This is a genomic window from Klebsiella sp. K47 (assembly GCF_051858335.1).
Lineage (GTDB): Bacteria > Pseudomonadota > Gammaproteobacteria > Enterobacterales > Enterobacteriaceae > Klebsiella > Klebsiella pneumoniae.
The window spans coordinates 288,376-303,895 of record NZ_JBPYUI010000001.1; the positions used below are offsets into that span (position 1 = coordinate 288,376).

10 protein-coding genes and 1 pseudogene are annotated in these 15,520 nt (G+C 58.8%); 8 read left to right on the forward strand and 3 right to left on the reverse strand.

The window, feature by feature from the left end; all coding sequences use genetic code 11:
* The first annotated feature begins 2 nt into the window (after nt 1–2).
* The 4 genes from RRF55_RS01355 to RRF55_RS01370 all read left to right on the forward strand — a co-directional run bounded on the left by RRF55_RS01355 (nt 3) and on the right by RRF55_RS01370 (nt 5,736).
* Entirely contained in the window at nt 3–902 is a 900-nt protein-coding gene (locus RRF55_RS01355) for a glycyl-radical enzyme activating protein (RefSeq protein WP_439419079.1), read from the forward strand.
* Nucleotides 903–906: 4 nt separating this feature from the next.
* Nucleotides 907–3,339, forward strand: coding sequence for a formate C-acetyltransferase/glycerol dehydratase family glycyl radical enzyme (locus tag RRF55_RS01360; RefSeq protein WP_004179127.1), 2,433 nt, complete (start codon nt 907–909; stop codon nt 3,337–3,339).
* A gap of 176 nt (nt 3,340–3,515) precedes the next feature.
* Complete coding sequence (locus tag RRF55_RS01365) at nt 3,516–4,331, forward strand: Cof-type HAD-IIB family hydrolase (protein WP_004191195.1); 816 nt, start codon at nt 3,516–3,518, stop codon at nt 4,329–4,331.
* Nucleotides 4,332–4,470: 139 nt separating this feature from the next.
* Nucleotides 4,471–5,736 carry a DUF1479 domain-containing protein gene (locus RRF55_RS01370; RefSeq protein ID WP_004176744.1) on the forward strand — a complete coding sequence of 422 codons (1,266 nt, stop codon included), beginning with the start codon at nt 4,471–4,473 and terminating at the stop codon, nt 5,734–5,736.
* Here RRF55_RS01370 and RRF55_RS01375 read toward each other — a convergent pair.
* Nucleotides 5,733–6,863, reverse strand: a complete 1,131-nt coding sequence (locus tag RRF55_RS01375; RefSeq protein WP_004219745.1) for a LacI family DNA-binding transcriptional regulator — start codon at nt 6,861–6,863, stop codon at nt 5,733–5,735. The two genes, RRF55_RS01370 and RRF55_RS01375, sit on opposite strands and share 4 nt — an antisense overlap.
* A gap of 243 nt (nt 6,864–7,106) precedes the next feature.
* Here RRF55_RS01375 and RRF55_RS01380 point away from each other — a divergent pair, with 243 nt between their 5' ends.
* Together RRF55_RS01380 and RRF55_RS01385 are read left to right on the forward strand one after the other, a co-directional pair.
* Entirely contained in the window at nt 7,107–8,408 is a 1,302-nt protein-coding gene (locus tag RRF55_RS01380) for an MFS transporter (protein ID WP_002895884.1), read from the forward strand.
* A 15-nt stretch (nt 8,409–8,423) separates the two neighbouring features.
* Nucleotides 8,424–10,787, forward strand: coding sequence for a glycoside hydrolase family 31 protein (locus RRF55_RS01385; RefSeq protein ID WP_002895882.1), 2,364 nt, complete (start codon nt 8,424–8,426; stop codon nt 10,785–10,787).
* Nucleotides 10,788–10,942: 155 nt separating this feature from the next.
* On the opposite strand, the gene RRF55_RS01390 is transcribed toward RRF55_RS01385, so the two are convergent.
* On the reverse strand, nt 10,943–12,535 hold the full coding sequence (locus RRF55_RS01390) for an ABC-F family ATPase (RefSeq protein ID WP_002895876.1): 1,593 nt from the start codon (nt 12,533–12,535) through the stop codon (nt 10,943–10,945).
* A 48-nt stretch (nt 12,536–12,583) separates the two neighbouring features.
* Between RRF55_RS01390 and RRF55_RS01395 the strand changes: the two are divergent.
* Nucleotides 12,584–13,499, forward strand: a pseudogene (locus RRF55_RS01395) (tyrosine-protein phosphatase).
* A 200-nt stretch (nt 13,500–13,699) separates the two neighbouring features.
* Nucleotides 13,700–14,614: a L,D-transpeptidase gene (gene ldtB / locus RRF55_RS01400; RefSeq protein ID WP_002895871.1), complete on the forward strand. Its 915-nt coding sequence runs from the start codon at nt 13,700–13,702 to the stop codon at nt 14,612–14,614.
* A gap of 145 nt (nt 14,615–14,759) precedes the next feature.
* Here the strand turns inward: ldtB and RRF55_RS01405 are convergent, their stop codons facing one another.
* On the reverse strand, nt 14,760–15,476 hold the full coding sequence (locus tag RRF55_RS01405; RefSeq protein ID WP_130974879.1) for a GntR family transcriptional regulator: 717 nt from the start codon (nt 15,474–15,476) through the stop codon (nt 14,760–14,762).
* Between the last annotated feature and the right edge of the window lie 44 nt (nt 15,477–15,520).

The window sequence follows — 15,520 nt, forward strand, 5'->3', positions numbered from 1 at the left end:
CCATGATCTTCAACATCCAGCGCTATTCCACCCATGACGGCCCAGGGATCCGCACCGTCGTCTTCCTGAAAGGCTGCTCGCTGGGCTGCCGCTGGTGCCAGAACCCGGAGAGCCGCGCCCGTAGCGAAGATCTGCTGTATGACTCGCGGCTGTGCCTGGCCGGCTGCGAGCTGTGCCAGCAGGCGGCGCCGGCGGTTATCACCCGCACCCTCGATGGCCTGATCATTCACCGGCAAAACGTTAACGACAGCCATATCGCCGCGCTGCGCGACTGCTGCCCCACCACCGCGCTCACGGTGTGCGGCGAGGAGAAGAGCGTCGAGGAGATCATGGCGACGGTGCTGCGTGATAAACCATTCTACGATCGCAGCGGCGGCGGCATCACTCTTTCCGGCGGCGAACCCTTTATGAACCCAACGCTGGCGCAAGCGCTGTTCGAAGCCAGCCATCAGGCAGGCATTCACACCGCCGTGGAAACCTGCCTGCACGTGCCGTGGAAATACATTGAACCGTCTTTACCCTTTGTCGACCTGTTTCTCGCCGATCTGAAGCACGTTGACGAGGCCGTTTTTCAGCAGTGGACCGACGGCAGCGCCCGCCGGGTGCTGGATAACCTGCAGCGTCTGGCGCAGGCGGGGAAAAAAATGATTATTCGCGTGCCGTTGATCCAGGGATTCAACGCCAGCGAAGCCGACATTGCCGCGATCACCGATTTTGCCGCCGACCGCCTGCAGGTCAGCGAGATCCATTTCCTGCCGTACCACACGCTGGGAACGAACAAATACCAGTTACTCAGTCAGCCCTACACCGCACCGGACAAACCGCTGGATGCTCCTGAGCTGCTCGCCTTCGCGCAGGATTATGCGCAAAGCAAGGGGCTAACGGCGATATTACGAGGATAACCCTATGACTACCCTGAAGCTCAACACCCTCAGCGCCCGTATCCAGGCCCATAAAATGGCGCTGGTGCATATCGTCAAGCCGCCGGTCTGTACCGAGCGCGCCCGCCACTATACGGAGATGTATCAGCGGCATCTCGATAAACCGATCCCGGTGCGCCGCGCGCTGGCGCTGGCTCACCACCTGGCGGAGCGCACCATCTGGATCAAGCACGATGAGCTGATCGTCGGTAACCAGGCCAGCGAAGTGCGCGCCGCGCCTATTTTCCCGGAATACACCGTCAGCTGGATTGAGAAAGAGATCGACGATCTCGCCGACCGCCCCGGCGCCGGCTTCTCGGTCAGCGAGGAGAATAAACGCGTATTGCATGAAGTGTGCCCATGGTGGCGCGGCCAGACCGTACAAGACCGCTGCTACGGTATGTTCACCGATGAGCAAAAGGCGCTGCTCGCCACCGGCATTATTAAGGCGGAAGGCAATATGACCTCCGGGGATGCTCACCTCGCGGTCAACTACCCCTTGCTGCTGGAGAAAGGCCTCGACGGGATGCGTGCGAAAGTCGCCGAACGCCGCTCGCGTATCAATTTGACGGTACTGGAAGACCTGCACGGCGAGCAGTTCCTGAAAGCGATTGATATCGTGCTGGAAGCGGTCAGCGATCACAGCAAACGCTTCGCCGCGCTGGCGCGCGAGATGGCGACAGCAGAATCCCGCGAATCACGCCGCCACGAACTGCTGACGATTGCCGAAAACTGCGACGTCATCGCCCATGAGCCGCCGAAAACCTTCTGGCAGGCGCTGCAGCTGTGCTACTTCATTCAGCTTATCCTGCAGATTGAATCCAATGGCCATTCGGTATCCTTCGGCCGTATGGACCAGTACCTCTACCCGTACTACCGCCGCGACGTTGAGTTGCAACAGTCGCTGGATCGCGAACAGGCCATTGAGCTGCTGCACAGCTGCTGGCTGAAGCTGCTGGAGGTCAATAAGATCCGTTCCGGCTCACACTCCAAAGCCTCTGCCGGCAGCCCGCTATACCAGAACGTCACCATCGGCGGCCAGAATCTGGTGGATGGTAAGCCGCAGGACGCGGTCAACCCGCTGTCTTATGCGATCCTGGAATCCTGCGGTCGCCTGCGTTCTACCCAGCCGAACCTCAGCGTGCGCTACCACGCCGGGATGAGCAACGACTTCCTCGACGCCTGCGTCCAGGTGATCCGCTGCGGTTTCGGCATGCCGGCGTTTAACAACGATGAAATCGTCATCCCGGAATTCATTAAGCTGGGCATTGAGCCGCAGGACGCCTACGATTACGCGGCTATCGGCTGTATCGAAACCGCGGTCGGCGGTAAGTGGGGCTACCGCTGCACCGGCATGAGCTTTATTAACTTCGCGCGGGTGATGCTGGCGACGCTGGAAGGCGGCCGCGATGCCACCAGCGGTCAGGTGTTCCTGCCGCAGGAGCACGCCCTGTCGAAAGGCAACTTCGCTAACTTCGATCAGGTGCTGGCCGACTGGGACCGCCAGATTCGTTACTACACCCGTAAATCCATCGAGATTGAGTACGTGGTCGATACCATGCTGGAAGAGAACGTCCACGATATTCTCTGCTCGGCGCTGGTCGATGACTGCATCGAACGGGCGAAAAGCATTAAGCAAGGCGGCGCGAAGTATGACTGGGTTTCCGGCCTGCAGGTGGGTATCGCCAACCTCGGCAACAGCCTCGCGGCGGTGAAAAAACTGGTCTTCGATCAGGGCGCCATCGGCCAGCAGGAGCTGGCGAAGGCGCTGGCGGAAGATTTCGACGGTCTGACCCATGAGCAGCTGCGCCAGCGGTTGATCAACGGCGCGCCGAAGTATGGTAACGATGATGACAGCGTCGACCAACTGCTGGCGCGGGCCTACCAGACCTATATCGACGAGCTGAAGCAGTATCACAACCCGCGCTATGGCCGCGGCCCGATTGGCGGCAATTATTACGCTGGCACCTCCTCTATTTCCGCTAACGTCCCGTTCGGCGCGCAGACCATGGCGACGCCGGATGGCCGTAAAGCGCATACCCCGCTGGCGGAGGGGGCCAGCCCGGCCTCCGGTACCGACCATCTGGGTCCGACGGCGGTTATCAGTTCGGTGGGCAAGCTGCCGACCGGGGCGATCCTCGGCGGCGTGCTGCTTAATCAGAAGCTGAATCCGTCAACGCTGGAGAACGAGTCCGATAAGCAGAAGCTGATGGTGCTGCTGCGCACTTTCTTCGAGGTGCACAAAGGCTGGCATATCCAGTACAACATCGTGTCGCGCGACACGCTGCTGGAAGCCAAGAAACATCCTGACCAGTACCGCGATTTAGTGGTCCGCGTCGCTGGATACTCGGCGTTCTTCACCGCCCTGTCGCCGGATACCCAGGACGATATTATCGCCCGTACCGAACATACGCTGTAATCCTTCGTGCCCGCTGGCGCTATGCTTAGCGGGCCAACCCTGTTCTGCAGGCCGGAAAAGACATGCCCTTCCGGCATTTTCTGAATGCCTGAACTTTCATTCGAAATAAATTTGTGCTCCTCATCACATTGTAATTAGAATGTTACTGGTCGAAGTTAAGCCAGGAGCACTCTCTTATGACCGTTAAAGTTATCGTCACCGATATGGACGGAACTTTTCTCAATGACGCCAAAACCTACGATCGCTCACGGTTTCTGGCGCAATTCGCCCAGTTGCAGCAGCGCGGCATTGAATTTGTTGTCGCCAGCGGCAACCAGTACTATCAGTTGATCTCCTTCTTCCCGGAGATCCGCGAGCAGATTTCGTTCGTCGCAGAAAACGGCGCTCTGGTTTATGAACATGGCACGCAGCTGTTCCACGGCGAACTGACCCGCCACGAATCACAAGTGGTGATTGGCGAATTGCTCAAAGATCCGCAGCTCAACTTTGTCGCCTGCGGCCTGCAGAGCGCCTACGTCAGCGATAAAGCTCCGGACGCCTTTGTTGAGCTGATGTCGAAGCACTACCATCGCCTACAGCGGGTGAGCGACTATCACGCCATCGACGATACGCTGTTTAAATTCTCTCTCAACCTGCCGGACAGCGAGATCCCACAGCTGATTGATAAACTGCACGTGTCGCTCGACGGCATCATGAAGCCGGTCACCAGCGGCTTTGGCTTTGTCGATTTGATTATCCCTGGCCTGCATAAAGCCAACGGCATCAGCCGTTTGCTCAAGCGCTGGGATCTTTCGCCGCAGCAATGCGTCGCCATCGGCGACAGCGGCAACGACGCCGAAATGCTGAAGCTGGTGAAATACGCTTTCGCCATGGGTAACGCTGCCGACAGCATCAAGGCCATCGCCGGCTACGCTACCGACGATAATAACCATGACGGCGCGCTGAACGTTATCCAGGCCGTCCTCGATAACACCCCGCCCTTCAACGCCTGACCCTTCGCCGGGGCATCGCGCCCCGGTTTTCCATTTTGTGCGCCGCAGCAAGATTTTAAACTTGCATTAACTCCATTTTAACTTAAATTAACGTTTGTAAGATTTGATACTTTCGAATGAAAGATACAGCGAGGTTATTATGGCTGCTCTCCCGACCCACGAAACACTTCCCGCCGATCACAAAGCGGCGATTCGCCAGATGAAACAGGCCCTGCGGGCGCAAATTGGCGACGTCCAGGCGGTGTTCGATAAGCTCTCAGCGCGCATCAGCGAGCGGCTGCAGGAGATTGAGACACTGAAAGCCGCAGGCCAGGAGGTTTGGCCAACCGTTCCGTTCCGCGATATCGCCGAAGGAACAGTGAGCGATGAGCAGCGCGCGGCCATTAAGCGCCGGGGCTGCGCGGTGATTAAAGGCCACTTCCCACGCGAACAGGCGCTGGCGTGGGATACCGCGATGCTGGAATATCTGGATCGCAACCATTTCGACGATGTTTACAAAGGGCCTGGCGACAGCTTCTTCGGTTCGCTGGAGGCTTCGCGCCCGGAGATCTACCCGATCTACTGGTCGCCCTCGCAAATGCAGGCGCGGCAGAGCGATGAAATGGCGGCAGTGCAATCTTTCCTCAACCGCCTGTGGCGTTTTGAACAGAATGGCAAACGCTGGTTCGATCCGGACGTCAGCGTGATCTATCCCGACCGCATCCGCCGCCGCCCGCCGGGAACCACTTCGAAGGGGCTGGGGGCGCATACCGATTCCGGCGCGCTGGAGCGCTGGCTGCTTCCCGCCTATCAGCAGGTTTTCGCCAACGTTTTTAATGGCAATATCGACGCCTACGACCCGTGGGACGCCGCGCACCGTACCGAAGTGGAAGAGTATACCGTCGACAACACCACCAAATGCTCGGTGTTCCGCACCTTCCAGGGCTGGACCGCGCTGTCGGACATGATCCCGGGTCAGGGGCTGCTGCACGTGGTGCCGATCCCGGAGGCGATGGCTTATGTGCTACTGCGCCCCCTGCTCGACGATGTGCCGGAAGATGAGCTGTGCGGCGTCGCGCCGGGCAGAGTGCTGCCGATCTCTGAGCAGTGGCACCCGCTCTTAATTAAAGCGTTAAGCTCGATTCCAGCGCTGAATGCCGGGGACTCCGTCTGGTGGCACTGCGACATCATTCACTCGGTGGCGCCGGTGGAAAATCAGCAGGGCTGGGGAAATGTGATGTACATTCCGGCCGCGCCGATGTGCGAGAAGAACCTCGCCTACGCGCAGAAAGTGAAAATCGCCCTGGAAAAAGGCGCCTCGCCGGGGGATTTCCCGCGCGAGGACTATGAAGCCAGCTGGCAGGGGCGCTTCACCCTGGAGGATCTGAATATCCACGGCAAACGGGCGCTGGGTATGCCGGTCTAATCGTCATACAGCCCCTGCGGCTCGACGGCGGTATGGCCTTTGCCCGGCCGGATCCGCCGTACCGAATCGCGTACCACCAGCGTGCCATGCAGCAGTAGCGAGCCGTGCGGCGCCTCCGGGCGCAGCAGGCGCTGCTGCAGGAGATGCACCGCCTCGCTGCCCAGCTCATCCCGCGGCACATGCACCGCGGTCAGCGGCACCTCCTGAATCGCCGCCAGATTAAATCCGTCAATGCTCATCACCGAGACATCCTGCGGCACCCGCAGGCCACGCTTTTGCAATGCGCTGACGGTGCCGGCGGCCATAAAATCGCCGCCCACCAGGAAGGCGGTGGGCAACGGCCTGCCCTGTAAGCCGTCAAGCCAGGCGCCCACCTGCTCTTCCGTCTCTCTGGCGCTAAAGTTGGCGACGCTGATAAGATCCCGGCTGGCGGTAAAGCGCAGATTACGCGCGCGCCACGCCTCCTGAATCCCCCCCAGCCGCAGCTCCATGGTATAGCGGCGCAGGCACATCACGTTCATCACCGCCCGATGCCCCATATCAAACAGATAGCGGGCCGCGCACTGGCCGATCAGCCGATGATCGGGAGCGATGGACGGCAGCCGCATCCCTTCATCCCGACAGTTGATCAATACGCAGGGTTTGCCCAGATCCGCCGCCAGGCCATGAATATGCGGATCGTCGATCCCCAGCAGCACCGCGGCCTGGGTCTCAGGTTCATTCATGCGGGCAAGAAACAGGTTGGCGTCGCTGTCGTTCTCATCCAGCGCGCAGTAGCGCAGGCGCACTTCATGCGCCGCCAGCGCGTTATTGATACTCTGGATCACCCGGTAGTAGAAGATATCCGATCGCTCATCGAATGCGCGCTGCGGGGCAAACACCAGCAGATGATTGAGCAGCAGACGCCCGGCGGCCAACCCCTGCATGACACCCAGCTCGCGGGCGCAGTCCAGCACCGCCCGGCGCGCCTTGTCGCTGGTATTCGCTTTCCCGGCCAGGACGCGTGAAACGGTGCTGGGCGATAGCCCGGTGCGGGCGGCAATTTCGGCGACGCGCAGCTTTTTATCCATTTTGTGATCCAGCTCCGATTGAAAAATGAAAGAATTTTCATAATCGCCAAAGCACACGTTACAAGCAAATTCCGCTGTCAAATATGCGATCTCGCTCATTTCATGAAAAAACTTGCATAAATAGCGCTTTGCCAGACGATTTTTCTGCCCTAGCCTGAATTGGTCTAACATCTCCCATACTAGTTATACCAATGATGTTGAGATTAAAAATAGACTATTCAAATAGTTAAAAAAAACCATGTGACCACTCAGGGAAAGAGGCCGTCACTTTCCCCCTACAAACGTCTTGTGGAGTGTGCTATGAGTCAAGGCCTCAACAATGATATCGCCGTCAGCAAAACGCGCCGGGTAGTGAAAAACCTGCGCTGGTGGGTGCTGGTCCTGTTTTTACTTGGCGTTACCGTCAACTACATCACACGCAACTCGCTGGGAATTATCGCGCCGGAACTGAAAGCGACCCTCGGCATTACTACCGAACAATACTCGTGGATCGTCGGCGCGTTTCAGCTGGCTTACACGATTTTCCAGCCGCTGTGCGGCTGGCTTATCGACGTCATCGGCCTGAAGCTTGGCTTTATGATCTGCGCCACCCTGTGGGCGCTGGCCTGTATCGCCCACGCCGGGGCCGGTAGCTGGCTGCACCTGGCTATGTTGCGCTTCTTTATGGGTGGGGCCGAGGCGGCCGCTACTCCGGCCAACGCCAAAACCATCGGCGAATGGTTTCCGAAATCTGAACGCCCGATTGCCGCCGGCTGGGCTGGCGTTGGGTTCTCCATCGGCGCGATGCTGGCCCCGCCGATCATCTACTTCGCTCACGCCTCCTTCGGCTGGCAAGGGGCGTTTATGTTTACCGGCGCGCTGGCGCTACTGTGGGTAGTACTATGGTGGGCCTTCTATCAGACCCCGGAAAAGCACCCCAATCTCAGCAAAAGCGAGCTGGAGTACATCAAACAGGATAACGAAGCCCCGCCGGTAAAACAGCCCTTCTTTACCGCGCTCAAAACCGTCTCGAAAAATAAACGTTTCTACGGGATCGCCATTCCCGCCTTTATGGCCGAGCCCGCCTGGGCGGTGCTGAGTTTCTGGGTGCCGCTGTACCTGGCGAAAGAGCACGGCATGGATTTGAAGCAGATCGCCATGTTTGCCTGGCTGCCGTTTCTCGCCGCCGATCTCGGCAGCGTGGTCAGCGGCTACCTCACCCGCCTGTATGTTCGCTGGTTCGGCTGTACGCGAGTGAACTCGGTGATCGCCAGCTCGGTAACCGGCGCGTTCCTGATGCTCTCCCTGGCCCTCGTCGCCATCACCCGCGATCCCTATATCACCATCATCCTGATCTCCATTGGCGGCTTCGGCCATCAGATCATCTCCTGCATGCTCAGCGCGCTGGTGGTGGAGTCTTTCGACAAGGGACAAATGGCGACGGTCAACGGTATGCGCGGCTCCGCAGCGTGGATCGCCAGCTTCTTGTTCTCGTTATTAATCGGGGTGACCGCCGACAAAATCGGCTTCAACCCGCTATTTATCGCCATGGGTTTCTTTGACCTGATTGGCGCCGTTTTCCTGGTGGCATTTATTGCTGAACGTCGCGCCAAGCGCGCCTGAGAGTGGATGTAAGATATGAAGACGCTGAAACACTGGAGTTTGCATCAACAGCTGGAGCATCACGTTGAACTGACGGTCGATGGCCAGCACACCCTGTGCCTGTACGTACTGGAAGAGAATTTGTTCCGCGTCCTGCTAAAACGCCAGGGCCAGCTGGCGCTGGATCGCACCTGGAGCATCGCTCCGCAGCAGGATGTGCCGTGGGAAGGCCGCGCCCGGGATGACCTCAGCGGTTTTAGTCTCCCGGCCTGGCAGCTGGCCCAGGAGGGCGATACGCTGACTATCGCCACCCGCCAGCTGCGCGTCACCGTTCACCAGCCGCTGTGGCTGGAGTGGAGCTATCGCGACGAGGCCGGCGAATGGCAGCCGCTTGCCAATGACCGTCCGACCAGCGCCTACCTGGCGAATGCCCACGGCGACGGCGTCGCCCATTATCTGAGCCGCCGCAAAGACGAGCGTTTTTACGGCCTGGGCGAAAAGGCCGGCGACCTGCAGCGCACCGGTAAACGCTATGAGATGCGTAACCTCGATGCCATGGGCTACAACGCCGTCAGCACTGACCCGCTGTATAAACATATTCCGTTCACCATCACCCAGCGCAGCGATATCAGCTACGGCCTGTTCTATGACAACCTGAGCAGCTGCTGGCTGGATCTGGGGAACGAGATCGACAACTACCACACCGCCTATCGCCGCTGGCAGGCGGAAGCCGGTGACATCGATTATTACCTGTTTACCGGTAAGCAGGTGCTGGATGTGACCAAAGCCTTCGTTCGCCTGACCGGTAAAACGCTGTTTGGACCCAAATGGAGCCTCGGCTACAGCGGCTCCACCATGCACTATACCGACGCGCCGGATGCGCAAAATCAGCTGATGAACTTTATCCGCCTGTGCGAACAGCACGCGATCCCCTGCGATTCGTTCCAGCTCTCTTCCGGCTATACCTCAATCAACGGCAAGCGCTACGTCTTTAACTGGAACTACGACAAGGTGCCGCAGCCCAAAGTGATGAGCCAGTCGTTTCACGATGCCGGGTTGAAGCTGGCCGCCAATATCAAACCGTGCCTGCTGCAGGATCACCCGCGCTACGGCGAGGTGGCGGAGCGCGGTCTCTTCATTCGCGATTCGCAAACTGACGCTCCGGAGCGTTCCAGCTTCTGGGATGATGAAGGGTCGCATCTCGATTTCACCAATCCGCAAACCGTGGCCTGGTGGCAGGAAGGCGTGACCACCCAGCTACTGGAGATGGGCATCGATTCGACCTGGAACGATAATAACGAATACGAAGTATGGGACGGCGAAGCCCGCTGCTACGGCTTTGGCCGCGAAATCGCCATCAAACATATTCGCCCGGTGATGCCGCTGTTGATGATGCGCGCCTCGCTAGAAGCCCAGCAGCGCTTTGCGCCGCAAAAGCGCCCATATCTGATCTCCCGCTCCGGCTGCGCCGGGATGCAGCGCTACGTACAGACCTGGAGCGGCGACAACCGCACCAACTGGGATACGCTGCGCTATAACATCCGCATGGGCCTGGGGATGAGCCTTTCCGGGCTGTTTAACGTCGGCCACGACGTCGGCGGTTTCTCCGGCGATAAACCCGAGCCGGAACTGTTTGTGCGCTGGGTACAAAATGGCGTCATGCATCCGCGCTTTACCATTCACTCGTGGAATGACGACCAGACGGTAAACGAAGCATGGATGTACCCGGAAATCACCCCGGCGATCCGCTCAGCCATTGAGCTGCGCTACCGCCTGTTGCCCTATCTGTACACTCTGCTATGGCAGGCGCATGCTGATGATGAGCCGATGCTCCGCCCGACCTTCCTCGATCACCAGCACGATGCGCAGACCTTCGCCGAATGCGATGACTTCCTGCTGGGCCGCGACCTGCTGGTGGCCAGCGTGGTCGAGCCGGGCGCCCGCCAGCGTGAAGTATGGCTGCCGGATAATCAGGCCGGTTGGTACGATTTCTACAGCCATCAGTGGTTCGCCGGCGGCCAGTGGGTGACGCTGGACGCGCCGCTGGAAAAACTGCCGCTGTTGGTCCGCGCCGGCGCTGGTCTGCCGCTTAGTGAACGTATCAGCCATGTCGATGCGCAAAAAGACGATCGTCGCGAACTGCAGCTGTTCCCGCTGAAAGGTACCGGCTCAACCCGCGGTCTGCTGTTTGAAGACGACGGCGAAAGCTGGGGCTATAAACAGGGGGATGCGCTATGGCTGGAGTGGGAAATGACCTGCAGCGCCAGCAGCATAAACCTGGATATCAACGCCCGCGGCAACTATCGCCCGGCTTGGAAAGCGCTGAAGCTGTCATTACCGGTAGGAGAAAAGCGTAAGCTGCTGGTGAATGGCGTTGAAGGAACGGAGTGGAGGTTCTGACCATAGGCCGGCAGTTTCAGCCAGCGCGGTGAAGACATTAAAGGCAGGTCGCAAGAACCGTAGGTCGGGTAAGGCGTTAGCCGCCACCCGACAAAAAAACGGCACCGCGTGTCGCCCGGGTAAGGCGTAGCCGCTACCCGGGTAACGGACAGGGATTACTCGATACCTTTGCTGCGCAGGTAGTCTTCGTAGTTGCCGCTGAAGTCGATCACGCGGTCCGGAGTGATCTCCAGGACGCGGGTCGCCAGCGAGCTGACAAACTCACGGTCGTGGGAGACAAAGATCAGGGTGCCCTGATACATCTCCAGCGCCATGTTCAGCGATTCAATCGACTCCATATCCAGGTGGTTGGTCGGTTCGTCCATCACCAGGATGTTTGGCTTCTGCATCATCAGCTTACCGAACAGCATGCGCCCTTTCTCGCCACCGGAAAGTACCTTCGCCGGCTTTTTGATATCGTCCTGGCTAAACAGCAGACGGCCGAGGATGCTGCGTACTGCCTGCTCGTCGTCGCCTTCCTGCTTCCACTGGCTCATCCATTCGAAGACCGTCAGGTCGTTTTCGAACTCGTACTCATGGTCCTGCGCGTAGTAGCCGATTTGCGCGTTTTCAGACCATTTCACGCTGCCGTTGTCCGGCTGCAGTTCGCCTACCAGGGTTTTCAGCATGGTGGATTTACCCACGCCGTTGGCGCCCAGAATGGCGATCTTTTCGCCCACTTCCAGCAGCAGGTTGACGTTTTTGAACAGCGGACCTTCATCAAAGCCTTTGGTAAGGGCTTCCACTTCCAGCGCGTTACGGAACAGTTTCTTATCCTGCTCGAAGCGGATAAATGGGTTCTGACGGCTGGAGGCTTTAACCTCTTCCAGCTTGATTTTGTCAATCTGGCGCGCGCGCGAGGTGGCCTGACGCGATTTAGAGGCGTTGGCGCTGAAGCGGCTAACGAAGGACTGCAGGTCCGCAATCTGCGCTTTTTTCTTGGCGTTGTCCGCCAGCAGACGCTCACGCGCCTGGGTGGCCGCGGTCATGTATTCGTCGTAGTTGCCCGGATACACGCGCAGCTCGCCGTAGTCGAGATCCGCCATGTGGGTGCAGACCATGTTCAGGAAGTGACGGTCGTGCGAAATGATAATCATGGTGCTGTCGCGATCGTTCAGCGTCTGCTCCAGCCAGCGAATGGTGTCGATGTCCAGGTTGTTGGTCGGTTCATCGAGCAGCAGGATATCCGGATTGGAAAACAGCGCCTGCGCCAGCAGGACACGCAGCTTCCAGCCCGGCGCGACTTCGCTCATCGGGCCATAATGCTGTTCAACCGGAATGCCGACGCCGAGCAGCAGTTCGCCGGCGCGCGCTTCCGCCGAGTAGCCGTCCATTTCGCCATATTTGACTTCCAGGTCGGCCACTTTGTAGCCATCTTCTTCGCTCATCTCAGCGAGGGCGTAGATACGATCGCGCTCCTGCTTCACTTCCCACAGCTCGCCGTGGCCCATGATGACCGTATCCAGCACGGTGAACGCTTCAAAGGCGAACTGATCCTGACGCAGCTTACCGATGCGCTCGTTCGGGTCGAGAGAAACGTTGCCCAGCGTCGGTTCGAGATCGCCGCCGAGGATCTTCATAAAGGTCGATTTACCGCTGCCGTTGGCGCCGATCAGACCATAACGGTTGCCGCCGCCAAATTTAACGGAGATATTTTCGAACAGCGGCTTACTGCCAAACTGCATGGTAACGTTGCTGGATACTAGCACGGGGATATCCTGAAAAAAGAGTATGAGGGGTGTGATACAGCAGACATTATGCCAGCAAATGACACACTTTTCACGGCCTGCGGTAAATTCCACCGCGGCGCTTGTGCTAAGGTCTTTGTCAGACGAGCCGGAAACCCGCGCTCAAACGGTTATTCTGTACGTATTTATAAGGAGTCCCATGACCAGCAGCCTATCGCGACACCCGGCTTTTTTATCCCTGCAGGGCGGCATCAATTTTCGCGACCTGGGCGGCCAGCTTGCCGCCGATGGACGCCGCGTCCGCAGCGGCAAGCTATTGCGATCCGGCGCGCTAAACCGGTTAACGGCGGAGGATCTCAACCACCTCGATACTTTGCCGCTCAGCCGGGTGCTCGACTATCGCGACCCCGGAGAGGTAGCCCGTACTCCGGACAAGCTTAGCCCGCTTACCTATTATCTTAACGCGCCGGCCAATCCGCCGGTGAGCGAGGTTAATGCGAAGGTCACCGAACTGAATGCCGCCACCCTTAACGCGCTGAACGGCGAGCAGTTTATGCTGCAACTCTACCGCCAGCTGCCGTTTAACAACCCGGCCTATCGCCAGCTCGCCGCCTGGCTGACCACGCCTTTTGAAGGCGCTTTACTGCAACACTGCGCGGTCGGCAAAGATCGCACCGGCGTCGGCTGCGCGTTAACGCTGTTCGCCGTCGGCTGCGACAGCGAAACGGTGATGGAGGAGTATCTCCTTACCCACGGCATGCTGACGCAGGTGGAGGCCTGGATGTTGGAGCTGCTCGGCAACGACCTCACTGCCCAGGGGCGCCAAAGCCTGGCGGATATTCTGACGGTAAAAGAGTCCTATCTCGCCGCCGCGCTGTCGGCTATTCACCAGCGCTATGGCACCGTCGACGCCTGGCTGGCGGCAGAGTACCAGCTTACCGCGCCGGTTCGCGCCGCGCTGAAGGCCCGGCTGCTGGAAGAGTAACCGCCCTTTACCCGCGCGGCGAGCGATGCTTCGGCCGCCTGCCGGACCGCGGCAGCCGAGGCGACAGGGAAAAAAATGTGATTTCGTACACATCTGATTTACCTGTTCAGCGGAATGCACATATAATGCGCTCCCATCTACTGTCTCAATCATTAACAAAGGCCTGTGTGGCGTTGATTTCGCACACGACATTAAAGACTATGAAATTATCTACACTCTTAGCGGCAGCCTTCGCCATCGTAGGCTTTTGCAATACAGCGTCTGCTGTCACCTATCCTTTGCCAACCGATGGCAGCCGTTTGGTTGGTCAGAATCAGGTCATTACCATTCCGGATGATAACAAACAGCCGCTGGAATACTTCGCGGCGAAATATCAGATGGGGCTTTCCAACATGCTGGAAGCCAACCCGGGGGTGGATACTTACCTGCCGAAGGGCGGTAGCGTCCTGAACATCCCTCAGCAGCTGATTCTGCCGGATACCGTGCATGAAGGGATCATTATCAACAGCGCGGAAATGCGTCTGTACTACTACCCGAAAGGCACCAATACCGTGATCGTTCTGCCGATCGGCATCGGCCAGTTAGGTAAAGATACGCCGATCAACTGGACCACCAAAGTCGAACGCAAGAAGGCCGGCCCGACCTGGACACCGACCGCCAAAATGCATGCTGAATACGCCGCCGCCGGCAACCCGCTGCCCGCCGTCGTACCGGCCGGTCCGGATAACCCGATGGGGCTGTACGCGCTGTATATCGGCCGTCTGTACGCCATCCACGGCACCAACGCTAACTTCGGTATCGGCCTGCGCGTGAGCCACGGCTGCGTGCGTCTGCGTAACGATGACATCAAATTCCTGTTTGAGAACGTGCCGGTCGGCACCCGCGTACAGTTTATCGATGAGCCGGTAAAAGCGACCACCGAGCCGGACGGCAGCCGTTACATCGAGGTGCACAACCCGCTGTCGACCACCGAAGCGCAGTTCCAGGGCGGCGAGATCGTGCCGATCACCCTGACTCAGCCGGTACAGGCAGTTACCAGCCAGTCTGATGTCGATCAGAACGTGGTTGAGCAGGCTATCCAGAACCGCTCCGGTATGCCGGTGCGTCTGAACTAAGTTGTGCTGACAAGAAAAACGGCGGGCCTGATGCCCGCCGTTTTTTTATCGGCATTTTCCCTCGAGGCGGCTAACGCTCGCCCGGGCTACCAAACCCTACCACGCCGTAACCCCGCTATGCGCAGCCGCCAGCAGGAGCCCCGGCCTAGCCGTTATTCACCAGAATAATCCCGCCGTGATCGTAGCGATAATGGCAGTGGGCGTACTCCAGCGGCGTGCCATCCTCCAGATAGATAACCTGCTCCACCTCCAGCACCGGATCGGTCGGTTCGCAGTGAAGATGCTGTTTATCCAGTTCCCCGGGCTTCATCGCCCGCACCACGCGGTAAGATCCCATCAGCTTCAGCCCCAGCGTCTCCTGCACATAGCGAAACACGGAACCTTCCAGATGGCTTTTGGTTAACCCCAGCACCAGCCCCACCGGCATGACCGTCAGATCCAGCGATACCGGCTCGCCGTTGAGCAGCCGCAGGCGAACAAAGTCATACACCGGGGCATCGGCGTCGATAAGCAGCGAACTTTGCTCCTTGTCGCTGGGAAAGCGCACCGCAAAGCGCACCACTTCGCTTTGCACCTCGCCAAGATGCTCCCAGGTTTTGGTGGCGCCGAAATAGTCGCTGCCGGGCAGCTCCCACTGCGACAGCTGAAGGAAATTTTTCCGCACAAAGGTGCCCTGCCCTTTACGGGTATAGATCAGCCCTTCGACGATTAACTGGCGCATCGCCTGCTGGATGGTCATCCGGCTGGTGCTGAACTCCGCCGCCAGCGCAAACTGGTCGGGTAGCGGCGCGCTGGCAGGATACTGCTGGCTGATGATGCGTTTTTTTATTTCCCGCGCGATTTGCAGATACTTCGCCGTCATTTCCCGGTCCTTATCCATTCAGTGTGTGGCTGGCAGGCTGGATA